Source organism: Hamadaea sp. NPDC050747 (genome assembly GCF_040654195.1).
GTDB lineage: Bacteria > Actinomycetota > Actinomycetes > Mycobacteriales > Micromonosporaceae > Hamadaea.
In genome coordinates, this window is record NZ_JBFAHM010000013.1 from 150,555 (window position 1) to 172,853 (window position 22,299).

19 protein-coding genes are annotated in these 22,299 nt (G+C 70.9%); 12 read left to right on the plus strand and 7 right to left on the minus strand.

Annotation, left to right across the window (positions count from 1 at the left end; all coding sequences use genetic code 11):
• The first annotated feature begins 52 nt into the window (after window positions 1–52).
• Window positions 53–649, plus strand: coding sequence for a TetR family transcriptional regulator (locus tag AB0H43_RS29495; RefSeq protein ID WP_360004600.1), 597 nt, complete (start codon window positions 53–55; stop codon window positions 647–649).
• A 73-nt stretch (window positions 650–722) separates the two neighbouring features.
• Here the strand turns inward: AB0H43_RS29495 and AB0H43_RS29500 are convergent, their stop codons facing one another.
• Window positions 723–1,979, minus strand: a complete 1,257-nt coding sequence (locus tag AB0H43_RS29500) for an MFS transporter (protein ID WP_360004602.1) — start codon at window positions 1,977–1,979, stop codon at window positions 723–725.
• A 65-nt stretch (window positions 1,980–2,044) separates the two neighbouring features.
• Here AB0H43_RS29500 and AB0H43_RS29505 point away from each other — a divergent pair, with 65 nt between their 5' ends.
• The 5 genes from AB0H43_RS29505 to AB0H43_RS29525 all read left to right on the plus strand — a co-directional run bounded on the left by AB0H43_RS29505 (window position 2,045) and on the right by AB0H43_RS29525 (window position 7,753).
• Window positions 2,045–3,025, plus strand: coding sequence for a DUF5937 family protein (locus AB0H43_RS29505; RefSeq protein ID WP_360004604.1), 981 nt, complete (start codon window positions 2,045–2,047; stop codon window positions 3,023–3,025).
• A gap of 291 nt (window positions 3,026–3,316) precedes the next feature.
• A complete protein-coding gene (locus AB0H43_RS29510; protein ID WP_360004605.1) occupies window positions 3,317–4,411 on the plus strand; it encodes a substrate-binding domain-containing protein in 1,095 nt (364 codons plus the stop codon).
• 104 nt (window positions 4,412–4,515) lie between these two features.
• On the plus strand, window positions 4,516–5,295 hold the full coding sequence (locus AB0H43_RS29515; RefSeq protein ID WP_360004607.1) for an ATP-binding cassette domain-containing protein: 780 nt from the start codon (window positions 4,516–4,518) through the stop codon (window positions 5,293–5,295).
• Window positions 5,292–6,551: an ABC transporter permease gene (locus AB0H43_RS29520; RefSeq protein ID WP_360004608.1), complete on the plus strand. Its 1,260-nt coding sequence runs from the start codon at window positions 5,292–5,294 to the stop codon at window positions 6,549–6,551. Before AB0H43_RS29515 ends, AB0H43_RS29520 begins: the two co-directional genes overlap by 4 nt.
• A gap of 35 nt (window positions 6,552–6,586) precedes the next feature.
• On the plus strand, window positions 6,587–7,753 hold the full coding sequence (locus AB0H43_RS29525; RefSeq protein WP_360004610.1) for an ROK family transcriptional regulator: 1,167 nt from the start codon (window positions 6,587–6,589) through the stop codon (window positions 7,751–7,753).
• Between the two features lie 202 nt (window positions 7,754–7,955).
• Here the strand turns inward: AB0H43_RS29525 and AB0H43_RS29530 are convergent, their stop codons facing one another.
• Both AB0H43_RS29530 and AB0H43_RS29535 read right to left on the minus strand, forming a co-directional pair.
• Window positions 7,956–9,743, minus strand: coding sequence for an ABC transporter ATP-binding protein (locus tag AB0H43_RS29530; RefSeq protein WP_360004612.1), 1,788 nt, complete (start codon window positions 9,741–9,743; stop codon window positions 7,956–7,958).
• Window positions 9,740–11,605: an ABC transporter ATP-binding protein gene (locus AB0H43_RS29535; protein WP_360004810.1), complete on the minus strand. Its 1,866-nt coding sequence runs from the start codon at window positions 11,603–11,605 to the stop codon at window positions 9,740–9,742. Before AB0H43_RS29535 ends, AB0H43_RS29530 begins: the two co-directional genes overlap by 4 nt.
• Window positions 11,606–11,778: 173 nt before the next feature.
• On the opposite strand from AB0H43_RS29535, the gene AB0H43_RS29540 reads away from it, so the two are divergent.
• The gene (locus tag AB0H43_RS29540) at window positions 11,779–12,408 is read left to right on the plus strand and encodes a TIGR03085 family metal-binding protein (RefSeq protein ID WP_360004613.1); all 630 of its coding nucleotides are present in this window, start codon (window positions 11,779–11,781) and stop codon (window positions 12,406–12,408) included.
• Window positions 12,409–12,535: 127 nt separating this feature from the next.
• The gene (locus AB0H43_RS29545; RefSeq protein ID WP_360004615.1) at window positions 12,536–14,362 is read left to right on the plus strand and encodes a long-chain fatty acid--CoA ligase; all 1,827 of its coding nucleotides are present in this window, start codon (window positions 12,536–12,538) and stop codon (window positions 14,360–14,362) included.
• A gap of 93 nt (window positions 14,363–14,455) precedes the next feature.
• On the opposite strand, the gene AB0H43_RS29550 is transcribed toward AB0H43_RS29545, so the two are convergent.
• A complete protein-coding gene (locus AB0H43_RS29550) occupies window positions 14,456–15,925 on the minus strand; it encodes a PLP-dependent aminotransferase family protein (protein ID WP_360004617.1) in 1,470 nt (489 codons plus the stop codon).
• A 61-nt stretch (window positions 15,926–15,986) separates the two neighbouring features.
• On the opposite strand from AB0H43_RS29550, the gene AB0H43_RS29555 reads away from it, so the two are divergent.
• Window positions 15,987–16,634 (plus strand): hypothetical protein, encoded by a 648-nt coding sequence (locus tag AB0H43_RS29555; protein WP_360004619.1) that lies wholly within the window; start codon window positions 15,987–15,989, stop codon window positions 16,632–16,634.
• A 67-nt stretch (window positions 16,635–16,701) separates the two neighbouring features.
• Here the strand turns inward: AB0H43_RS29555 and AB0H43_RS29560 are convergent, their stop codons facing one another.
• From AB0H43_RS29560 to AB0H43_RS29570, 3 genes are read right to left on the minus strand one after another with little or no spacing between them, the layout of a single operon-like run.
• Window positions 16,702–17,466, minus strand: a complete 765-nt coding sequence (locus AB0H43_RS29560; RefSeq protein ID WP_360004621.1) for a hypothetical protein — start codon at window positions 17,464–17,466, stop codon at window positions 16,702–16,704.
• A 38-nt stretch (window positions 17,467–17,504) separates the two neighbouring features.
• Window positions 17,505–18,281: an imidazole glycerol phosphate synthase subunit HisF gene (gene hisF / locus AB0H43_RS29565; RefSeq protein WP_360004622.1), complete on the minus strand. Its 777-nt coding sequence runs from the start codon at window positions 18,279–18,281 to the stop codon at window positions 17,505–17,507.
• Window positions 18,278–19,198, minus strand: a complete 921-nt coding sequence (locus AB0H43_RS29570; RefSeq protein ID WP_360004624.1) for an EamA family transporter — start codon at window positions 19,196–19,198, stop codon at window positions 18,278–18,280. Before AB0H43_RS29570 ends, hisF begins: the two co-directional genes overlap by 4 nt.
• 71 nt (window positions 19,199–19,269) lie before the next feature.
• Between AB0H43_RS29570 and AB0H43_RS29575 the strand changes: the two genes are divergently transcribed.
• From AB0H43_RS29575 to AB0H43_RS29585, 3 genes are all read left to right on the plus strand, one after another.
• Window positions 19,270–20,163 (plus strand): LysR family transcriptional regulator, encoded by an 894-nt coding sequence (locus AB0H43_RS29575; RefSeq protein ID WP_360004626.1) that lies wholly within the window; start codon window positions 19,270–19,272, stop codon window positions 20,161–20,163.
• A gap of 229 nt (window positions 20,164–20,392) precedes the next feature.
• Window positions 20,393–21,439 carry a YihY/virulence factor BrkB family protein gene (locus AB0H43_RS29580; protein ID WP_360004628.1) on the plus strand — a complete coding sequence of 349 codons (1,047 nt, stop codon included), beginning with the start codon at window positions 20,393–20,395 and terminating at the stop codon, window positions 21,437–21,439.
• 117 nt (window positions 21,440–21,556) lie between these two features.
• Complete coding sequence (locus tag AB0H43_RS29585; RefSeq protein WP_360004629.1) at window positions 21,557–22,297, plus strand: carboxypeptidase regulatory-like domain-containing protein; 741 nt, start codon at window positions 21,557–21,559, stop codon at window positions 22,295–22,297.
• The last annotated feature ends 2 nt before the right edge of the window (window positions 22,298–22,299 follow it).

The window sequence follows — 22,299 nt, forward strand, 5'->3', positions numbered from 1 at the left end:
GCGCGGCCGCCCGACGTGGGTGGCCGCACGGCCCGACCTAAGGTGGATCATCATGGCGAAGAGAACCGGCCGCCGCCCGGGCAGCCCGGACACGCGCGAGGCCATTCTGGCGTCGGCGCGGCAGGCGTTCGCCGAGCGCGGCTTCGACGGCGCGACCGTACGCCAGATCGCCGCCGGCGCGGAGGTCGATCCGGCCCTGGTGCACCACTACTTCGGCTCCAAAGAACAGCTGTTCCTCGACACCATGAAGGTCCCGATCGACCCGCGGACCATCATCGACGGGATCGCGGGCAACGGCGTCGAGCACGCGGGCGCGACCCTGATCCGGATGTTCGTCAAAGTGTGGGACTCGCCCGCCGGCAGCGTCGGCGCGGCCCTGATCCGCTCGGGGATGAGCAACGAACTGGGCGCGCGGATGCTGCGCGAATTCCTGGTCACCCAAATCCTGCGGCGCGTCATCAAGCAGCTGGGCCTCGACCCGGCCGAGGCGCCGACCCGGGCGGCGCTGGTCGCGACGCAGCTCGCCGGGCTCGCGATGATGCGCTACATCATCAAACTCGAACCGATCGCGAGCGCCTCGGTCGAGGAGTTGGTGGCGATGATCGGGCCGACGATCCAGCGCTACATCACCGGTCCGCTCCCCGCGTAGCGCCCAGGCGTACACCGGGAGCGGCCATGAGTTATGCGGGATAACGCTGTCTCGAACACTGTGCGAGCCCGCGTTATCCCGGATAACGCGAACTGCGACGAGCAGCTGGTGGCCGAGTTCTCCTCACGCTGACGATCACCGCACAGCCCGCGGCGGCCGCGCCCGCCAGCGCGACGGCCGCGGTCGCGCCGGTGGCCAGCGCGATCGCGCCGAAGACCGCCGGCCCCAGCCCCTGCGCGGTCATCATTCCCGAGCCCAGCACCCCGAACGCCTGGCCGCGCATCGCTTCCGGCAACGCGTCGACGAAGCTCCGCTGCAATCCCAAGGTGTACGCGAAACCGGCGCCGGACAAGAAGAGCAAGGCTGCGGCGACCGGCACGGGTACCGCGAAGCCGAGCAGCGCCAGGGGCAGTCCGAGCAGCACCACGAGCGGCGCGGCCAGCCGTTCCCGCGTACGCGGAGCGACGAACCGCCCGACGACGAGGTCTCCGGCGAACATCCCCACCGGCAGGCAGGCCATGAGATAGCCGGCCGCGCCCGCCGGGAACCCCCGCTCCCCCGCGTACGCGACGAGCAGTCCCTCGGCGCCGACGGAGAACGCGGGCGGGAGCCACTGCGCGAACATCAGCCGGCGTACCGCCCAATCGGCGAGCAGCGTCCGGTTGGCCCGCCAGCTGTGCTTCATCACGCTGTTACCCGTCGACCCTTCGGCCGCGGGGACGGCGGGCAGGTTCGGCATCCGCAGGCGGATGATGATCGCGGAGATCGCGTGGAGCACCGCGCTGACTCCGAGCGCGTGCTGCGGGCTGCCCAACGCGGCGATCGCCGCCCCACCCCCGGCCAGGCCGACGAGCTGCGCCGCCGAGGACGACATCGACGACAGCGCCCGGCCCAGCACGTACGCGTCGCCCGTCAGCGTCTCGGCGATGACCCGCGCCGAAGCGCCGCCGAACACCGGCACGAACGTCGCGATCACCGCCACCAGCACGAGGCAGGCCCACGCCGGGAGCGGCACCGTCGCCAGGAGCACCGCCGACACGCATTCCACGGCGTACCCGAGGAAGATCACGAAGCGGGGGCGGACGCGGTCCGCGAGCGACCCGAACAGCGTGGAGCCGACGAGCTGGGGCAGGAACCCCGCGCCGAACGCAAGCGCGCCGAGCAGGGGTGACGACGTGGTCGTGTAGATGAGCACGGACAGCGCGAGGATGCGCAGCGAGTCGGCCGCGATCGCGAGCGAGCGCGTCACGAACAGCAGGCGGTAGAGGGGGTCGGCGAGGACCTCGCGATAGGTGGCCCGCCGGACCGCGGGTTCGAGCAGTGTGGTCACGCGGACAGCCTGCTGGGCGCGGCGGCCCGGTTCGAATGATTCGCCGATGGACGTAAGGTCGACGGATGCTCCGTTTCGTGGTCGGCCCGGACGACCTGCTGCACAGCCGATTCGCCCTGTCCCCGGCGATGGAGCTGGCTCAGGTGCTGCGGCGGCTCACCGGCTTCGACCGCCACCTCGGTGCCGGCCCTCCACTGGACCGGTTCCGGCCGGGCTTCGAACGCCTGCGCCGGGAGACGGAGATCGACGCCGTCCTGGCCTTGAACTACGAGAAGGGCGGGCCGAACTTCACCGCCTGGCCACCACTGGGGCTGGCACAGACCTGGGCCGACGATCTCGCCGCCACCCGGGCCACCCCGCTGTCCGTCGCGCGCGCCGACATCGCCGACTGCCTGAACCGGGGCACCTCCACCGATCCCCGGGCGGCGGCCATCCTGCACAGCCCCGACGTCGTCGAACGGGTCGCCGTCGCCCTGGACGCGGCCTGGCACGAACTGATCGCGCCGGACTGGCCGCAGCTCCGGGCGATCTGCGAACGAGACGTCGTCCACCGGGCCGGGCTGCTGGCCCGCCGAGGCTGGGCGGCCGCCCTCGACGGGCTGCATCCCGAGGTCAGCTGGCGCGACGGCGGAATCGACGTCCGGGCGCTGCGCAGTGGCGGCCGTGTGGACCTCAACGGCGAAGGCCTCCTCCTGATCCCGAGCGCACATATCTGGCCGGGGCTGGCGGCGTACTCCGACTCGCCGTGGCCCAAGGCGATCATCTACCCGGCCCGCGGCGTGGCCGCGCTGTGGGAGCGGCAGCCTCCGGCCGCCCCGGAAGCGTTGGCCGACCTCTTAGGACGGTCCCGGGCCCGGTTGCTGCTGGCCCTCGACGATCCGGCCAGCACCACCCAGCTCGCCCGCAGCCTCGGCCTGGCCACCGGAGCCGTCGGCGATCACCTCGCCGTCCTGCTGCGGGCCGGGCTCGTCCGGCGCGCCCGGGACGGGCGGTCTGTCCTTTATGGGCGTACGCCCCTCGGCGACGCCCTCGCCGGCTCGGCTTAGCCGCCGCTTTTTGGGCGCTGGATCAGGGTTCCCGGCCGAATCATGGCAGAAGATTCGACCGAGAACCCTGATCCAGCTGCGTTTCTTCGCAGGTTAAAACTGCGTGACTGAATTGTTATCGCCAGCAACAAACCTCGCCCTTGCGCGGACGCCTCGCGACAACATACGTTGCCGGGCACAACAAACCATCGTGTGACCGGTCGCACGTATGGTCCGACCGGGCTCCGGATCCCGGTCGGACCAGTCCCTAACCCGCGCCCCGCCCATCCCCCGAGAGGAAACCGAGCGAAGATGCGCAGGAGCCTCCTTGCCCTGACCGCCGTCGGCGTCATGACGGTCGGCAGCCTCGCCGCCTGTGGCGGCAACGACGACAAAACCGGTTCGGGCACCACGAAAGAGCCGAAGATCGGCGTCATCCTTCCGGACAGCAAGTCCTCGGCCCGCTGGGAGACCGCCGACCGCAAGTACCTCGAGGCGGCGTTCAAGGCCGCCGGCATCAAGGCCGACATCCAGAACGCCCAGAACGACAAGGCCGCGTTCCAGACGATCGCCGACCAGATGATCACCAACGGCGCGACCGTCCTGATGATCGTGAACCTGGACTCGGGCACCGGCAAGGCCGTCATCGACAAGGCGCGCCAGCAGGGCGTCGCGACCATCGACTACGACCGCCTGACCCTCGGCGGCGGCGCGCAGTACTACGTCAGCTTCGACAACGAGGCCGTCGGCAAGCTCCAGGGCCAGGGCCTGGTCGACTGCCTGACCAAGAAGAACGTCACCAAGCCGGTCATCGCCGAGCTGAACGGCTCGCCGACGGACAACAACGCGACGCTCTTCAAGAACGGCTACGACTCGATCCTCAAGCCGAAGTACGACAGCGGCGAGTACGTCAAGGGCCCGGACGAGTCGGTGCCGGACTGGGACAACGCCACCGGCGGCACGATGTTCGAGCAGATGCTGACCCGCCAGAAGGGCAAGATCGACGGCGTCCTCGCGGCGAACGACGGTCTCGGCAACGCGGCGATCACCATCCTGAAGAAGAACAAGCTGAACGGGAAGGTCCCGGTCACCGGCCAGGACGCCACCGTGCAGGGCCTGCAGAACATCCTCGCCGGCGACCAGTGCATGACGGTCTACAAGGCGGTCAAGAAGGAGGCGGACAACGCCGCCGCTCTGGCGATCGCGCTGGCCAAGGGGGAGAAGAAGGAGACCGGCAAGACGGTCAAGGACCCGACCACGCAGAAGGACGTCCCGGCGATTCTCCTCGACCCCCAGGCGATCACCTTCGCCAACGTCAAGGACGTCGTCGCCGACGGCTACGTGACCAAGGCCGAGCTGTGCACGGCCGAGTTCGCGGCCAAGTGCGCCGAGGCCGGCATCAGCTGATCTTCCGCTGGAAGACTGGACGGCTCGCCGGCGTCGGCTGACGTCGGCGAGCCTTTCCTCCGCCCGTCCCCCGTCGCGGCGCCCCACCCCGAGGAGAACCACCCGTGAGCGAGACCACCGCCCCTCCCCTGCTGGAGCTACGGGGCGTGAACAAGAGCTTCGGCCCCGTGCACGTGCTGCGCGACGTCGACTTCACCGTGCGGGCCGGCGAGGTCACCGCACTCGTCGGCGACAACGGCGCCGGCAAGTCCACCCTGGTCAAGTGCATCAGCGGCATCTACACCACCGACCATGGCGAGGTCCTGGTCGCCGGGGAACGGGTGCACATCCACGGTCCGCGGGACGCGGCCCACCACGGCATCGAGATCGTCTACCAGGATCTCGCGCTCTGCGACAACCTCGACATCGTCCAGAACATGTTCCTCGGCCGGGAACGGCGCAGCGGCCTCATCCTCGACGAGCCCACCATGGAGCAGCTCGCCCAGCAGACGCTGGCCGGGCTGTCGGTGCGTACCGTGAAATCGGTGCGCCAGCTGGTCTCCAGCCTCTCCGGCGGGCAGCGCCAGACCGTGGCCATCGCCAAGGCCGTGCTGTGGAACAGCCGCCTGGTCATCCTCGACGAACCCACCGCCGCGCTCGGCGTCGCGCAGACCGCCCAGGTCCTCGAACTGGTACGCCGCCTGGCCGACAACGGCCTGGCGGTCGTGCTCATCTCGCACAACATGAACGACGTCTTCGCCGTCTCCGACCGGATCGCCGCCCTCTACTTGGGACGAATGGCGGCCCAGGTCAAGACGACCGACGTCACCCACGCCCAAGTCGTAGAGCTGATCACCGCCGGACGCAGCGGCAGCCTCGGACTGCAGCCGGAGGAGGCACTGTGAGCACCGCGACGACCACCCCGACGGTGGCCACGCCCGAGCGCGCCGAGAGCCCGCTCATCGCGTACGCGAAGAACTATGGCCGGAAGTTGCGCGGCGGCGACCTGGGCGCGCTGCCCGCGGTGGCCGGCCTGGTCTTCCTCTGCGCCCTGTTCACCATCTTGAACCCGGCGTTCCTCGCGCCGCTCAACATCGCGAACCTGTTCACCCAGGCCGCGCCGATCACGGTCATCGCGATGGGCCTCGTCTTCGTCCTGCTCCTGGGGGAGATCGACCTGTCGGCCGGTTTCACCTCGGGTGTCTGCGCGGCGGTCCTCGCGATCCTGCTGACGAACGAGGGCTGGCCCTGGTACGCGGCCTGCGGCGTCGCGATCGTCACCGGCGCCGCGATCGGGGCGCTGCTCGGCTTCCTCGTGGCCAAGGTCGGCATCCCGTCCTTCGTGGTGACTCTCGCGGCCTTCCTCGCCTTCCAGGGCGTCGTGCTCCGGCTGCTCAAAGAGGGCACCAACATCTCCATCCGGGACAACCAGACGGTCATCATCGCGCTGGAGAACGAATACCTGTCGCCGATGCTCGGGTGGGCCTTCGTGGCCGTCGCGGTGCTCGGCCTGGCCGCCGTCCAGATCGTCACGAAGGTCAAGCGCACCGGCCGGGGCCTCGCCTCCGACCCGTGGGAGATCATCGCGCTGCGGATCGGCAGTCTCGCCATCCTGCTGGGCGTCGCCGTCGCGGTGCTGAACGAGGAGCGGTCGCGCAACCCCGCGATCTTCGGCTCGCTCAAGGGGCTGCCGATCATCGTCCCGATCATCTCGGTCCTGCTCGTCTTCTGGACGATCGTGCTGCGCCGCACCCGGTTCGGCCGCCACGTCTACGCGGTCGGCGGCAACATGGAGGCGGCCCGCCGAGCCGGCATCCGAGTCGACACCATCCGCATCGCTGCCTTCGTCATCTGCTCGTCGATGGCGGCGATCGGCGGCATCGTCGCGGTCAGCCAAGCGCGGTCGGTCGACCCGAACACGGGCGGCTCCAACGTCCTCCTGTACGCCGTCGGCGCCGCGGTCATCGGCGGTACCAGCCTCTTCGGCGGCCGGGGCCGCATCTTCGACGCCGTCCTCGGCGGCCTCGTCGTGGCCGTGATCGTCAACGGGCTGGGGCTACTGGGCCTCAGCTCCTGGGTGAAGTACGTTTTCACCGGCTCGGTGCTGTTGGCCGCCGCGGGCGTGGACGCGTTGTTCCGCCGTCGCTCGGCGACCTCCTGACGAGCACCGAGACGACTGTCCGGAAAGGACGCTGAATGCGGGCGGGACCGAGCCAGGAGGAGATCCGGCGCCAGAACCTCGGAGCGCTGCTGCGCTTCGTGCATGTGCGCGGCCAGATCTCCCGCGCCGAACTCACCTCCGAGCTCGGTCTCAACCGCTCCACCATCGGCGCCCTCACCGCGGAACTCGCGGCCGTCGGGCTCGTCAGCGAAGAGGCGCCTCGGGAGACCGGGCGCGCGGGCCGTCCGTCCCTTGTGGTCCGCGCGTCCTCCGAGCAGGTCTACGCGTACGCCGCCAGCATCGGCGTCGACCGGATCAGCGCCGCCCGCATCGGACTCGGCGGCGTCATCATGGATCGCCGGGAAGGCGAACGACCCGCCGAGGACGTCGTCACCCCGTTGCGGGAGTTCATCGAGTCGATGGAGGCGAGCGTCGGACCCGGCGCGCGCTGCATCGGCGCGGGCGTGGCCGTGTGCGGCCTCGTCCGGCGGGAGGACGGCGTCGTCCGGCTCGGACCCCACCTGGGCTGGCTCGACCAGCCGGTCGGGGCGGCCCTGCGCGAGAAGCTGCCCGATCTGCTGCCCAGCGTGGTCGTCGGCAACGTGGCGGACCTGTCCGCCCTGGCCGAGCACACCCGGGGCTCGGCCCAGGGCTGCTCGAACATCATCTACGTCTACAGCGACGTCGGCATCGGCGCCGGGATCATCGCCGGTGGCCGTCGCGTCACCGGGCACGGCGGATACGGCGGCGAGGTCGGCCACATGGTCGTCAACCCGAACGGCCGGCCGTGCGGCTGCGGATCCCGGGGCTGCTGGGAGACCGAGATCGGCGAAGAGTCCCTGCTGCGGCACGCGGGACGCGCCGGCCAGCTCGGCCGGGACGCCGTCCTGGCCGTCGTCGACGCGGCCGCCCGAGGCGACGCGGAGGCGCAAGCGGCCGTCCGCCACGTCGGCGACTGGCTCGGGTTCGGCGTCGCCAACCTCGTCAACATCTTCAACCCGGAGCTGGTCGTCTTCGGCGGTACGCTCCGCGACGTCTACCTCGCCTCAGCGGCCCAGGTCCGCAGCCGCCTCAACCACAACGCGCTCGCCGCCTGCCGGGAGCACGTGCGACTGCGTACGCCCCAACTCGGCGACGACGCGGCCCTGCTCGGCGCGGCCGAGTTGGCCTTCGAGCAACTCCTAGCCGACCCCCTCGCCTAACCCTCGGCTGCCCTCCCCGCCCGCCGTCCCCGCCCCAGCCTTTCCGCACGATCATGATCGGTCGTGATCAACCGGCATGTCGTGTCCCCACCGGCCTGATCACCTCCGTACGAGCATGATCAACCCGCGCGGACGTCGCCGCGCGGACGTGACGGCGTCACGGGAGGGACGGTCCGGACCACCGCGGAGATCCGACCAATGTCTATCGGGTTTGTTCGAGCCAACTCGCGTAGAGGCGGGCGTAGACCGAGTCCTCCTGGGCCACGAGGTCCTCGTGCGGTCCACGCTGGACGATCACACCCTTGTCCACCACGATCACCTCGTCGGCCGCCTGCGCTGTGGACAACCGGTGCGCGATCGCGACGGTCGTCCGGCCGCGGGTGACCGCGTCGAGCGTGCGCTGGAGGCGGACCTCGGTGGCGGGGTCGACCGCGCTGGTCGCCTCGTCGAGCACGAGCAGGTCCGGATCGGCCACGTAGGCGCGGGCGAGCGCGACGAGCTGGCGCTCGCCGACGCTGAGCGCCTCGCCCCGCTCCCCGACCGACGTCGCCAGGCCCTCGGGCAGCCCGGCCAGCCAGTCGCCGAGGCCGAGTTCGTCGAAGGCGGCGGTCAGCTCGTCGTCGGTCAGCGACGGCCGGGCGAACCGCACGTTCGCGCCGATCGTGTCGTCGAAGAGGAAGCCGTCCTGCGGCACCATCACGACGTGGGACCGCAGCGACTCGAACCGCACGGTCGCCAGGTCCACTCCGGACAGCAGAACCCGGCCCTCGGTCGGATCCATGAGCCGGGTGAGCAGCTTGGCGAAGGTGGTCTTGCCGCTGCCGGTCTCGCCGACCACCGCGACCTTCGTCTTGGCCGGGATTTCCAGGTGCACGTCGTGCAGGACGCGCGGCCCCTCCGGGTAGTTGAAGCTCACGTGCTCGAAGGTGAGGTCGAGGGCGCCGGACGGCAGGTCCACGCCGTCGTGCGCCGGGTCGGCGACGTCCGGCTTCTCGTCGAGGACGTCGAGCACCCGCCGCCAGCCCGAGATCGCGTTCTGCGCCTCGTTGAGCACCTCGGTCGCGATCTGCACCGGCTGGATGAACAGCGTCACCAGGAACAGGAAGGCGACCAGTTCGCCCAGCTCCAGCTGCTTGCCGACGCCCAGCAGCACGCCGACGATCACCACCGCCGACATCGCCAGACCCGCCGCCAGCTCTCCGGTGGAGAAGCTGGTGACGCTCATCCGCAGCGCCCGCTTCTGGGCCTTCTCGTAGGTGCCGATCGTCTCGTCCAGCTTCTCCTGCGTACGCGCGCCGACGCCGTAGGCCCGGATGACGGCGGAACCGACGACCGCCTCGGAGACCGCGCCGTAGAGCGCGCCGACCCGCTTGCGGACCTCGACGTAGAAGGTGGACAGGATCGGCTGGAACTTCTTGATCAGGTACGCCGACGGCACGAACGCGGCGAGCACGACCAGCGTCAGCTCCCACGAGTAGAACGCCATCACGGCGGTCGTGACGAGAATCTGTCCGCTGTTGACCAGCAGGATCACGCCGCCCCACTGGAGGAACTGGGTGATGGAGTCCACGTCGGAGGTGACCCGGGCGACCAGGACACCTCGGCGCTGCGTCTGCTGGTGCAGCATCGACAGATCGTGGATGTGCCGGAAGGTGCGTACGCGTAACGAGGCCAGCGCCGTCTCGGAGACCGTGAACAGGCGCTTCATCATGAGGTAGCCGCAGGCGGTCGTGCAGACCAGGATGGCCACCGTCAGCAGCGCCCCGATCGTGATGCGCCCCAGGTCGGGGCCGCCCGGCGCCTGCAAGCCCTCGTCGATGCCCTGCTGGATGGCGATCGGCACGGCGACGCGGCCCACCATCGACAAGATGGCCAGCCCGAGGGTGCCGAGCAGGCCGGTCCGCAGCTCCGGCGAGAGCGACAGGCCCCGTTTCAGGGTCTGCCAGGTCGTCGCGGTCGCGGTCGAATCAGGAACGGCCGCTGCGCTCATCGAACGATCTCCATCGCTGTGTCGGGTTCCTCGAGGTCGTCTTCGGGCTCCTCCGCCTCGTAGGACCGGTCCCGGTCGGCTTCCGCCTTCTCGTACGCGGTCACGAGGCCCGCGTACCCGGGGACGCTCTCCAAGAGTTGCGTGTGGGTGCCGTGCGCGACAACCCGGCCTTGTTCCAGATAGACGACTTCATCCGCAAGGGCGATCGTCGCCCGCCGGTACGCGACGACGAGGATCGTGGCCCCGCCCGTTCCCGAGTCGGTGGTGGATCGGAGCGACCGGAGGATGGCCGCCTCGACGCGGGGGTCCACCGCGCTGGTCGCGTCGTCGAGGATCAGTACGCGCGGCTGCCCGGCCAGGGCGCGGGCCAGCACGAGCCGCTGGCGCTGGCCGCCGGACAACGTCGTGCCGCGTTCGCCGAGCTCTGTGTCAAGTCCATCCGGCAGCCGTTCCACGAACGGCTTCACTTGCGCAGTGGCGAGCGCCGCCCAGGTCTCTTCGTCGGTGATCGGCGTGCCGTCGGCGTGCGACCGGTCGAGCGTGACGTTGGCCCGGACCGTGTCGTCGAAGGCGAACGAGAGCTGCGGCACCAGCGCCACGGTCTGCGCCAGGTCGGCCGCCGCCAGCTGGGTCGCCGGTACGCCGCCGAGCCGGACCTCGCCCGAGTCGGGGTCGAGCAGCCGGGCGGCCAGGGTGGCGATGGTGGACTTCCCCGAGCCGGTCGGCCCGACGAGGGCCACCGTCTTGCCCGGCTTCACCTTGAAGGTGACGTCGTGCAGGACAGGCTCGCCGGCCACGTAGGAGAAGTCGACGCGGTCGAAGGCGATCTCGGCCGCCCCCTCGCCCGGGACACCGCTTTCCCCGTACGTCATCTCCCCGGTCGCGGTCAGCACGCGCTGGACGCGGTCCCAGCCCGCGACCGACCGCGGCAGCTCGCCGAGGACCCAGCCGATCGACCGGACGGGGAACGCCATGACGGTGAACAGCAGCGTGACCGAGATGAGGTCCTGCAGCGAGATCGCACCGGACTGGACCCGCCAGGCGCCCGCGACGAGGACGGCGAGGGTGCCGACGCTCGGCAGGCTCTCCAGCGACGGGTCGAAGACGCCCCGCAGCCGGCCGACCCGGATCAACGCGTCGCGCAGCTCACCGGCCTTGGCCGCGAACCGCTCGGTCTCGGCCTGCTCCCGGCCCATCGTCTTGACGACGAGTGCGCCGTCGAAGCTCTCGTGGGCGATGCCGCTGACGGCCGCCCGCAGCGACTGCGCCTTCGCCTGGCGGGGCGCCATCCGGCGGGAGTAGACCACGTTGAGGCTGAACAACGCCGGGAAGACGGCAAGGCCGACCAGCGCCAGCACCCAGTCGGTGAAGAAGAGCACCACGACGGCGGCGAACATCATGACGATGCTGCCGATCGCGAACGGCAGCGGCGCGATCGGCCACCAGGTCGCCTCGACGTCGGAGTTCGCGTTGGACAGCAGCGAACCGGTCGAGTGCCGGGCATGCCAGGCCGGCGGCAGCTCCAGGTAGCGGCGGGTCACCTTGCGCCGGTATGTCGCCTGCAGCCGGAACTGCATGAAGCCGGAGCCCAGCCGCCGGCCGAAGATGCCGAGAACCTTTCCGGCGCTGACCGCGAGGACGACGCCCGCCGCCAGGAGGAGCGTGCCCCACTCGTAACGCTCCGTAGCGAAAGCCGGCTCGACCACGTGTCCCACCACGTAGCCGAGGGCGTACGCCGTCCCGATGGTCAGCAGGCCGAACAGGATGCTCCCGATCGTCGCGATCGTGAAGATCTTCGGCTCGTGCTTGACGCCGGCCCAGAGAACTCGCAGGCCACGACCGATGACGTCGCGTCCGGTGATCTCTTTTCGGCCGTCTTCCGTTGTGCCTCTGCCTGCCGCGCTCTCGGCCACCACGCCCCGCTTGTCCCTCGTAAGTTCCTAACCCGGTGTTCATCCTTACTGAGAGTGCGCGCCGAAGCTATCCGGAATCCGCTGTGGGTGGCGTCACACTTCAGTCTCCGTACGATCGGCTTATGAGCCGGTACGCACGACGCGAACGCCTGGCGCTCGCCGACCTTCTGTCGGAGGTCGGCCCCGACGCGCCGACGCTGTGCGACGGATGGGCCACCCGAGATCTGGCCGCGCACCTCGTGACCCGGGAACGCCGCCCAGACGCGGCGCTCGGCATCGTGCTCAAGCCGGTCGCCGCGCATACCCGGGCCGTCCAGGAGCGCTTCGCCGCCCGGGACTTCGCCGACCTGATCGCCGAGTTACGCGAGCCGCCCATCTGGAGCCCGGTCAGCAACCCGCTGCTCGACGAGCTGGTCAACGTCACGGAGATGTTCATCCACCACGAAGACGCCCGCCGTGCCCAGCCGGACTGGTCGCCCCGCGTCCTGGCCTCAGCGCACCAGGCCGCCCTCTGGGACCGCGTACGCCGTACGGCCCGGCTGGCGCTCCGCCGTTTCCCGGCGACCGTCGTCCTCGACGCGGGCGAGTTCGGAGCGGTCACGGCCGGCGCCGGCGGACCGCGGGTGACCGTGACCGGAGATCCGGGCGAGCTGTCCCTGTTCGTGAGCGGCCGCCAGGCGTACGCCCGAGTGGAGCTGGGCGGCGACGCCGGGAGCGCGGAGCGGCTGAGCCGTGCGCGCCTAGGGATTTAGGCCCGGCCGAAACGAGACGGCCGGGTATGGCTATGGCGAGCACGGGCGGCTACCCTTCGGTAACACCAGTGAAACGTGGCGCACGTCACCCATAAACACGTTCCAAACTTCGGAGGGCAGCTCGGCCATGACCACGACCCAGGTTCCCTACCGGTCGATTCCGGAGATGTTCTTGAGCCGGGTGGCCGCCACCCCGGAGAAGGACGCCTTCGGCGGCCCCGGCCCGGACGGCGAGCCGCACTACCTCACCTGGGCCGAGGTCGGCGAACAGGCACGGCAGATCGCCGCCGGCCTGACCACGCTCGGCGTCGGGCACGAGGACCGGGTGGCGATCCTCGCCGGCACCCGGCTGGAGTGGATTCTGGCCGACCTCGGCATCATGTGCGCGGGCGGCGCGACCACCACCGTCTACCCCACCACGGAGGCGGAGGACGCCTGCTACATCATCGCCGACTCCGGCTCGAAGGTGCTGATCGCGGAGAACCCGGCGCAGGCGGCGAAGCTCACCGCCGCCCCGGTCCCGTCGATCACCCACGTCGTGCTGATCGACGGCGAGGCCGACCCGGCGGCGGGCGTACCGCAGCTCACCTTGGCCGACCTGGAACTCAAGGGCGCTCAGGTGCTCGCCGAGAACCCCGGCCTGATCGACGAGATCGTCGCGGGCATCGAGCCCGACCACCTGGCGACCCTCATCTACACCTCCGGCACCACCGGCCGCCCGAAGGGCGTCGAGCTGCTGCACCGGGGCTGGTGCTGGGAAGGCGTGGTCCAGGGTGAGGTCGGCGTCCTCATCCCCGAGGACCTCCAGTTCCTTTGGCTGCCGCTGTCGCACTCCTTCGGCAAGACGCTGATCTGCGGCATCATCCACGTCGGCGTGAAGACCTATGTGGACGGCCGGGTCGACAAGATCGTCGAGAACCTCGGCATCGTCCGCCCGACGCTGATGGCCGCCGCGCCCCGCATCTTCGAGAAGGTCTACAACCGGGTCGTCACCGGCGTGCAGGAGGACGGCGGCGCGAAGCTGAAGATCTTCGGCTGGGCCGTCCGCGTCGGCAAGCAGAAGGTCGAACTCGAGCAGGCGGGCAAGCCCGTCCCCGGCGGGCTGGCCCTGAAGTACAAGGTCGCCGAGCGGCTGGTCTTCAGCAAGCTCCAGGCCCGGCTGGGCGGCCGGATCCGCTACCTCGTCTCCGGCTCGGCTCCGCTGTCGGTCCCGATCGCGGAGTTCTTCGCCGCCGCCGGTCTGCCCATCTCGGAGGGCTACGGCCTGACCGAGTCGAGCGCGGGCAACTGCGTCAACCGGCCCGGCGCACTGCGGATCGGCACGGTCGGCCCGGCCCTCGGCGACCTGGAGATCAAGATCGACACCGACGGCGAGGTGCTGCTGCGCGGCGCCCCGATCATGCGCGGCTACCACAACCTGCCCGACGAGACGGCCGCCGCGTTCACCGAGGACGGCTACTTCCGGACCGGCGACATCGGCGAACTCGACGACGCCGGCTTCCTGAAGATCACCGACCGGAAGAAGGACCTCGTCAAGACGTCCGGCGGCAAGTACATCGCGCCCAGCCACATCGAGGGCGTCTTCAAGGCGCTGTGCCCGCTGGTCTCGCAGGTCCTGGTCATCGGCCAGTCCCGCAACTACTGCACGATGGTCGTCACGCTCGACGCCGACGCCGTCACCACCTGGTCGCACGGCGGCCCGCTGGAAGGCAAGTCGTACGCCGAGATCGTCGCGTCGAAGGAGGCCAACGAGGTCGTGGCGGCAGCCGTCGCCGACCTGAACGGGCGCCTCAACCGGTGGGAGACCATCAAGAAGTTCGCGATTCTGCCGCGCGACCTCACCATCGAAGACGGCGAGATCACTCCGTCGCTGAAGCTCAAGCGCCGGATCATCGAGGCCAATTTCAAGGACGAGATCGAGGCGATGTACGCCGGCAGCCTCGCCGAGGTCTGATCGCGCCACCGGCGCTGGATCAGGGATCCGGGTCGAATCTTGGGCCAAGATTCGACCGAGGTCCCTGATCCAGCGCCGATCACGTAACGGGGGTCAGGCGATGAGGGCTTGTTCGGTGGCGTAGATCGCCTGATCCGGGGCGCGATCGAGGTCGAAGCGCGCTCTGGCGATCCGGTCGACCGCGTCCACCAGGTCTTCCTCGGGCAGGGTGAACGGGACGCGCAGGAAGCGTTCCAGCGTGCCGTCCACGCCGAATCTCGGCCCCGGCGCGAGGCGTACCCCTTGGCTTTCGGCAGCGCGCGCCAATGCGCTGGAGACGGGCGCGTCGAGTTCGGCCCACAGGGTCAGCCCGCCTTCCGGGACGCTGACCCGCCACTCGGGCAACCGGTCCGCGAGCGCCTTGACCAGGGTGTCGCGGCGCGACCGCAGGCCTGGCCGGCGGGCGTCGACCACCTCGGGCCCGTACGCCAGCAGCCGCACCGCCACGAGCTGGTCGAGCACGGGGCTGGCCATGTCGACGCCGACCCGGACCGCGGCGAGGCGCTGGACGAGCGGCGCGGCCGCCCGGATCCAGCCGATCCGCATGCCGCCCCAGTACGGTTTGGACAGTCCGCCGATCGTCATCACCCGGCTGTGCCGGTCGAAGGCCGCGACCGGTGGCGGCATCGCGCTGCGGTCGTCGAACAAGTGCATGTCCACAAAGGACTCGTCGATGACGAGGTCCACCCCGGCGCTGTGCGCCACCGCCGGGAGCTGTTCGCGCAGCTTGACCGGCATGAGGTGGCCGGTCGGGTTCTGGAACTCCGGCACCAGGTACGCCAACCGCGGCCGGGTCTGCCGCAACGTGTCGAGCAGCAGCTCGCCGTCCCAGCCGTCGTGGGCGAGCCCGTGCGTCGCGATCCGCGCCCGCGCTCCGGCGAGCGCGGCGAGCGCCCCCGGGTAGGTCGGCGACTCGGTCAGCACCGGCGCGCCTGGATGCACGTGCAGCCGGACGACCAGGTCCAGCGCGTGCTGGGTGCCGTTGGTGATGAGGATCTGCTCGGGCCGGGTCGGCAGGCCACGGGCGGTGTAGCGATCGGCGACCACTTCGCGCAGCACGTCCAGCCCGCACGGCCAGTAGCCCACCTGCCCCAGGTACGCCGGCAGGTCGTCGACGGCGGCCCGCGCGGCCTCCACCAGCTCGGGCGGGGCGGCCGGGGCGGCGCAGCTCAGGTCGATGACGCCCGGCTCGGCTTGGGGGGAGGGTCCCCACAGGCCGCTCGCGCCGACGCGCATACCCTCGGGGAGGGTCGTCCAGCTCCCGGAGCCGCGGCGGCTCGCCAGGTGGCCGGAGTCGCGCAGCTCCCGGTACGCGGCCGACACCGTCGTCCGGGAGATCCCGAGCGCCTCGGCGAGTTCGCGTTCCGCCGGGAGGCGTACGCCCAAGGCCAGGCGGCCGTCGGTCAGCAGGCCCCGCACCGCCCCGGCCAGCGCCAGGTAGTCCGGGCTCCGCCGGCGGGCCGGCAGCGCGTGCCATTCGCCGAGCAGGCGGGCCAGCTGGCCACCGCGTACCAAGCCACTCATGGGGCCACCTCCCGCCAATTGGCCGCTTTGCAACAGGCCACCTGGCCCTAGAGTGGCATGCATGCGCTTTGGTGACAAGACCGTCAGCCGGCTGTTCCGCCTCGTGACCGGCTTGGCGCTGTACGGCGTGAGCATCCAGCTCATGATCGCGGCCCACCTCGGCAACCAGCCGTGGAGCGTCCTCGACCAGGGCCTGCACACCAAGACCGGGCTGACGATCGGGACCATCGTGGTCCTCGTCGCGGCGGTCGTGCTGCTGTGCTGGATCCCACTCCGGCAGAAGCCCGGCCTCGGCACCATCGCGAACATGTTGCTCATCGGGCCGTTCGTCGACCTGACCGCGCTCGTGCTCCCCGAACCCCGCGCGATGTGGGTGCGCATCGGCTACCTGCTCGCGGGCGTACTGCTCAACGCGGTCGCGACCGGCCTCTACATCGGCGCCCACTTCGGCCCCGGCCCCCGCGACGGGCTGATGACCGGCCTGGCCAAGCGCGGGCTGTCCATCCGGGTGGCGCGCACCTCGATCGAGGTCGTGGTCGTCGCCATCGGCTTCCTGCTCGGCGGCACCTTCGGCATCGGAACGGTGCTCTACGCGCTCGCCATCGGCCCGCTCGCCCAGGTGTTCATCCCGCTGTTCGCCGTGCGCAGCACTCCTCCTGTCGCCGCTACTCCCACTCCGACTCCCACTCCCTCTTCCGCTGTGGCGTGATCATCGCGTCAGCCATGCGGTTTCGCGGGGCAGAATGTCCGTTGAAACAGCATGCCTGACGCAATGATCAGCCCGCCTGGGCGACGATGTCGTTGGCGATCTTCAACGGGGCAGCGCGGTCGGCGGCCGGGGACTGGGCGTACAGCACCACGAGGTAGTCCTCGCCGTTCCGGCTGAACACGTGCGCGAGGTCCAGCACCCACAACCCCCGCGCGTCCTGGGGCGTCTCCACGTGCCAGGTCCGCGCGTCGTCGCGTACCGGGGTGCCGGCCTGCGCGAGCCAGCTCAGCGCCCACGCGCGCATCCGGGCCGTGGTGCAGTCGCGCTCACAGCGCAGCAGACTCAGGACCACGGCCTGCTTGCTCTCCGCGGACTTCTCGTCCACGCAGACTTTGCGGTACGCCGTCGGGGCGGTCGGGAGCGTGTCGCCGTTGACGCAGTTCCACCCGTCGGGCAGGCGGAACGCGAAGGGCCACCCCGGGAAGGCGGCCGTGTAGGTGGTGTCCCGCGCGACGTAGACCGGTCCCAGCACCGCCTTGCCGGAGACCTGCCGAAGCGCGGGCGGTTTCGTCGAGGTGAGCCAGGTCGGCGCGGGCACCGGCCGCGGGCTCGGCGTACGCGATCCCGACGGCGACGACGACGGGGCGAGCGCGGCGGCCGACGGGCGCGCCCGCGCCGCTGCGTCGATCGCGTTGGCTCGCTTGGCCAGGAGTACGCCCGAGGCGTACCCGACCGCGATGAGCAGGGGCAACGCGCCCAGCAGCACCCACAGCAGCGTCTGCGGGCGAGGGCCGGGCGCCGGTGGCCGCAGCACGGTGTTCGTCTGGGTCACGTCGGGCACGCTACCGCACCAGGAAAGATCGGAGAACGTCAGATTCTGACGGGGTGCCCCGCCGCCGCGAGCGCACCCTTCACCTCGGCGATGGTGACCTCGCCGAAGTGGAAGACGCTCGCCGCGAGCACGGCGTCGGCTCCCGCGTCGATCGCGGGCGGGAAGTCCTCGGCCCGTCCGGCGCCACCGCTGGCGATCACCGGGATGTCGACCGCCGCCCGGACGGCGGAGATCAGTTCCAGGTCGAACCCGCCCTTGGTGCCGTCGGCGTCCATCGAGTTGAGCAGGATCTCCCCCGCGCCCAGCTCCTCGGCCCGGCGCGCCCACTCGACGGCGTCGACCCCGGCCGGTTTGCGCCCGCCGTGGGTGGTGACCTCGAACCCGCTCGGCGCGTGCGGCAGGCGGTCGAGCGTACGCCGGACGTCGAGGGACAGCACCAGCACCTGGTTGCCGAAGCGCTCGGCGATCTCGCTGATCAGGTCAGGGCGGGCCAGGGCGGCGGTGTTCACGCCGACCTTGTCCGCGCCCGCGCGCAGGAGCACATCCACGTCGGCGACGCTGCGGACGCCGCCGCCGACGGTCAACGGGATGAACACCGTCTCCGCCGTCCGCCGGACGACCTCCAGCATGGTGCCGCGCCCTTCGGAGCTGGCGCTGACGTCGAGGAAGGTCACCTCGTCGGCCCCGGCCGCGTCGTACGCGGCGGCCAGCTCGACCGGGTCCCCGGCGTCGCGGAGGTCGGCGAAGTTGACGCCCTTCACCACCCGGCCGGCGTCCACGTCGAGGCAGGGGATGACCCGTACGGCAACCGTCATGTCCTCGAAAGTACAGGTTCCGGCGTCGCGGCCCGGTCCGAGTCCGGCCGCTGAGACGAACGCGTCACCCGCCGCAGCGCGCCGAGCAGGATGCCGCCCACGACAAGCAGACCGCCGAGGATGTCGGTGGCTTCGAGGCGCTCGCCGAGGAAGAGCACGGCGCTGGACATCCCGAAGAAGGGGACGAGCATCGAGAACGGCGCGACCGTGCCCGCGCCGTAGCGGCGGATGAGGACGCCCCACAGCCCGAAGCCGACGATGGTCGACAACGCACTCGTGTACGCGATCGCTCCGAGCGCGGTGGCGTCGATCCCGCGGATCGCGGTGAGGTCGGCGGAGAAGCCGTCGACGGCGACCGAGATCCCGAGCAGCGGCAGCCCGCCGACGGCGCCCACCCACATCATGAAGCGGGCCATGTCCGGCGGGGCCGCCTTGCGCATGACGATGTTGTTCAACCCCCAGAACGCGGCCGACCCGAGGACCAAGGCGAAGGCGAGCGGCGGACGTTCACCGCCCATTCCGACGGCGACGACGGCCATGCCACCGGTCGCCAGCAGGAGCCCGCCGACCTGCCGGGGACCCGGCCGCTCCCGGAGCAGCGGCACGGCCAGCAGGACGGTGAAGATCGCCTGGCTCTGCAGGACCAGCGAGGTCAGCCCGGCCGGCATGCCCTCGGCGATGCCCCAGAAGAACAGGGAGAAGTGGAGTACGCCCAACGTCAGCGCCGAGGCCGCCACCCAGCGCCACGGCACGCCCGGACCCCGGCGCAGCACGAGGAGCGGCAGGCCGACCGCGAGCAACCGCAGCGCGCAGAACAGCAGTGCGGGCATCCGGTCGAGGCCGAGTTTGATCGAGATGAAGTTCAGGCCCCAGACGGCGGCGATGCCGACGGCCAGCAGAATGTCGCGCGGTCGCATGGTCCCATCCCAGCTCACCGCACGATGTAGCACCAGCGAATTGTTCTTCATGCTGAGTTAAGCTTCGCTACATGGATCTGGGACGGCTCCGCGCCCTCGACGCCGTGGCGACCTGTGGCAGCGTGCTCGCCGCCGCCGACGCGCTGCACATCACCCCGTCGGCGGTCAGCCAGCAGCTCGCCAAGCTCGACCGGGAGACCGGCACCCGGCTGCTCGAACGGGACGGGCGCGGGCTGCGGCTGACCGATGCCGGGCACATCCTCGCGGCACACGCCGCCCGGGTGCTCGCCGCCGTCGACGAGGCCGAATCCGCGCTGGCGGCGTACCACCAGGACGTCACGGGCACGATCACCATCGCGGCCTTCGCGACCGCGTGCCGCGGGCTGCTCCCCCGCGCGCTGGCCGAGCTGGCGGCGAAGCATCCGCAGCTGTCCACCCGGATCGCCGAGACCAACCCGTACGAGGCGATGGACGCGCTGACGCGGGGCCGGGCCGAGGTGGTGGTGGCCGACGACTGGCCGGAGATCGGTCTCGTGCTGCCCGAGGGTGTGGCACATGTGACCCTTGGCCACGATCGCGCCGACCTCATCGTCCCTAGTGGACACCGGCTGGCCGGTGCGCCCGCCGGACCCCTGGCCCGCGCGGCCGGCGAACGATGGATCGCGTCGCCGCCCGGGACGATCTGCCACGACTGGCTGCTGCGGGTGCTGCCCGGCGTACGCCCGGACTTCCTGGTCGGCGAGTTCGAGACGCAGCAGACCCTCGTGGCGGCCGGACTCGGCGTCGCGCTGATTCCCCGGCTGGCGCGTACGCACACCGTCCCGGGCACGGCCGTGGTCCCCGTCGAGCCCGGGCCGACGCGGCGGGTCGTCGTCGCCTGGCGCAAGGCCACCGAGGTACGCCCAGCGCTCGGCGCGACCGTCGCAGCGCTGCGGACGGCGTGGGCCGACCGCGCCACCGCCTGACCGCACGCTCAGTCCCGACCTCATCCTCCCGACGTACGCCGCCGTCGCCGCGCACACTTCCGCGCTGGATCAGGGATCCAGGTCGAATCTTGGCGCATGATTCGACCGAGAACCCTGATCCAGCGCCAACGAGGCGGCGGCGGAGCCGGCGCCCACGACGCGGCGGAGGAGCCGGCGCCAACGACGCGGCGCGCATGGCAAGCGGGCAGTCATGGGTATAACTACGGTCATGGCCCCCAAGACGCCGCGCAGCACCGAACCCGGCCGGCTGCATCGCGACCGCCTCCTCCGGCTGCTCAAACGGGCGCCGCGACGCCCCGCCGACCTGGGTTTCCGGGCCTGGGTCCGCGTCTTCCGGCGTACCGTCGCCGAGTTCGTCTCCGACGACCTGGGCGACATGGCCGCGGCCTTGACCTACTACGGCATCTTGTCGATCTTCCCGGGTCTGCTCGTCCTCGTGGCCGGGGTGGGCCTGCTGGGCGACTCGACCGCGACCGCGGTGGAGACGAACATCCGCGAGCTGACGCCCGGCCCGGCTCAGCAGATCATCGCCGACAGTATCGACAACCTGCGGGAGAGCCGCCAGACGGCCGGGGTGCTGGCGGTGGCGGGTCTGGTGATCGCGTTCTGGTCGGCGACCGGCTACATCGGATCGTTCATGCGGGCGGCGAACCGCATCTTCGACGTGCCGGAGGGGCGCCCGTTCTGGAAGACCGTGCCGGTGCAGCTGGCCATCACCGCCGTGACCGGGCTGTTCCTCGCCGCGAGCGCGCTGGCCGTGGTCTTCACCGGCCGGCTGGCCGCGCAGACCGGTAAGGCGCTGGGCTTCGAGGAGGCGAGCGTCCGCGTCTTCGACGTGGTGAAATGGCCCGCGTTGATCCTCGGCGTGACGATGATGCTGGCGCTGCTCTACTGGGCCAGCCCCAACGCCCGCCAGGGCGGATTCCGCTGGATCACCCCGGGCAGTCTGCTCGCCGTGGTCCTGTGGATCGTGGTGTCCGCCGGGTTCGCCTTCTACGTCGCCCATTTCGGGTCGTACAACAAGACGTACGGAACCCTCGGCGGGGTGATCGTCTTCCTCGTCTGGCTGTGGCTGACCAATGTGGCGGTTCTGCTCGGCGCGGAGTTCGACGCCGAACTCGGCCGGGCGCGGGCGATCGCGGCCGGGCTGCCGCCGCGTGCCGAACCGTATCTGCCGCTCCGGGACGTCCCTAAGCAGCACGAACTCCAGGAACTGACAGACGATCACCTGAACGAGGCCAACCCCTCAGACTAGCTACGCAACGTCAGGGTGTCGTCACCCGAATGCGACCACGCGGTCGTTAGATCGGCGACACCCATGTGACGGATCGGTGACTGTGAATAGTGATCGTCCCGTCACAGAATGCTCCGCATGACCGACCCCGGGCCCGGCCCCATCGAGGCGGCCACCGCCCGGCTGCTCGACTGGCTGGGGCGGACGGCCGGGGTCGCCGCGCGCCTGTCCGAACCGGACGCGGCGATCGCCGCCGACGCGGTGGCGCTCCGGCATGACGGTGACCCGCACGGCGGACCGCACCCGCCGACCGGCGGCGTCACGGTCTACCTCCTGGAAGTACGCCCGGCGCGCCAGACACGCGGCACCGGCCCTCGGGAGCCGTACCGGTTCACTGTGCGGTTTCTCGTGACCGGGCCAGTGCGAGCGTTGGACTCGGTGCTGACCGCCGCCGTCCACGCCGGTGAGCCCGAGATTCTGTTGACCGCGGGCGATCCCGCGCTGTGGCAGGCGCTGGGCGTACCGCCGCGGCCGGCGCTGATCGTCGACCTGCCGGCCGTCGTCGCGTACGCCGAGCAGCCGGCCCCGCCGGTGCTCCACCCGCTGAAGATCGAGCACGTCGCCCGGCGGACGCTGGCCGGAACCGTCGTCGGCCCCGGGGACGTCCCGCTGCCGGCCGTCCGCGTCGAGGTGCTCGGCACCACGTTGACCACCACCACCGACGCCCGGGGGCGGTTCACCGTCGCGGGTGTGCCCGACACCGGCGAGGTACGCCTTCGCCTGATCGGCCGGGGCCGGACCTTCGTGGCGGCGGTCGAACCCGGCCGCGATCCCGACGGCCCGGACCTCATCCTCCGCTGCGATCTGCCCACCCGGTAAAG

Excerpts from the sequence above, each read along its gene's own strand:
- AB0H43_RS29495 (WP_360004600.1), top strand. The coding sequence starts at position 53 with ATGGCGAAGAGAACCGGCCGCCGCCCGGGCAGCCCGGACACGCGCGAG.
- AB0H43_RS29505 (WP_360004604.1), top strand. The coding sequence starts at position 2,045 with ATGCTCCGTTTCGTGGTCGGCCCGGACGACCTGCTGCACAGCCGATTC.
- AB0H43_RS29510 (WP_360004605.1), top strand. The coding sequence starts at position 3,317 with ATGCGCAGGAGCCTCCTTGCCCTGACCGCCGTCGGCGTCATGACGGTC.
- AB0H43_RS29525 (WP_360004610.1), top strand. The coding sequence starts at position 6,587 with ATGCGGGCGGGACCGAGCCAGGAGGAGATCCGGCGCCAGAACCTCGGA.
- AB0H43_RS29530 (WP_360004612.1), bottom strand. The coding sequence starts at position 9,743 with ATGAGCGCAGCGGCCGTTCCTGATTCGACCGCGACCGCGACGACCTGG.
- AB0H43_RS29540 (WP_360004613.1), top strand. The coding sequence starts at position 11,779 with ATGAGCCGGTACGCACGACGCGAACGCCTGGCGCTCGCCGACCTTCTG.
- AB0H43_RS29545 (WP_360004615.1), top strand. The coding sequence starts at position 12,536 with ATGACCACGACCCAGGTTCCCTACCGGTCGATTCCGGAGATGTTCTTG.
- AB0H43_RS29550 (WP_360004617.1), bottom strand. The coding sequence starts at position 15,925 with ATGAGTGGCTTGGTACGCGGTGGCCAGCTGGCCCGCCTGCTCGGCGAA.
- AB0H43_RS29555 (WP_360004619.1), top strand. The coding sequence starts at position 15,987 with ATGCGCTTTGGTGACAAGACCGTCAGCCGGCTGTTCCGCCTCGTGACC.
- hisF (WP_360004622.1), bottom strand. The coding sequence starts at position 18,281 with ATGACGGTTGCCGTACGGGTCATCCCCTGCCTCGACGTGGACGCCGGC.
- AB0H43_RS29570 (WP_360004624.1), bottom strand. The coding sequence starts at position 19,198 with ATGCGACCGCGCGACATTCTGCTGGCCGTCGGCATCGCCGCCGTCTGG.
- AB0H43_RS29575 (WP_360004626.1), top strand. The coding sequence starts at position 19,270 with ATGGATCTGGGACGGCTCCGCGCCCTCGACGCCGTGGCGACCTGTGGC.
- AB0H43_RS29580 (WP_360004628.1), top strand. The coding sequence starts at position 20,393 with ATGGCCCCCAAGACGCCGCGCAGCACCGAACCCGGCCGGCTGCATCGC.
- AB0H43_RS29585 (WP_360004629.1), top strand. The coding sequence starts at position 21,557 with ATGACCGACCCCGGGCCCGGCCCCATCGAGGCGGCCACCGCCCGGCTG.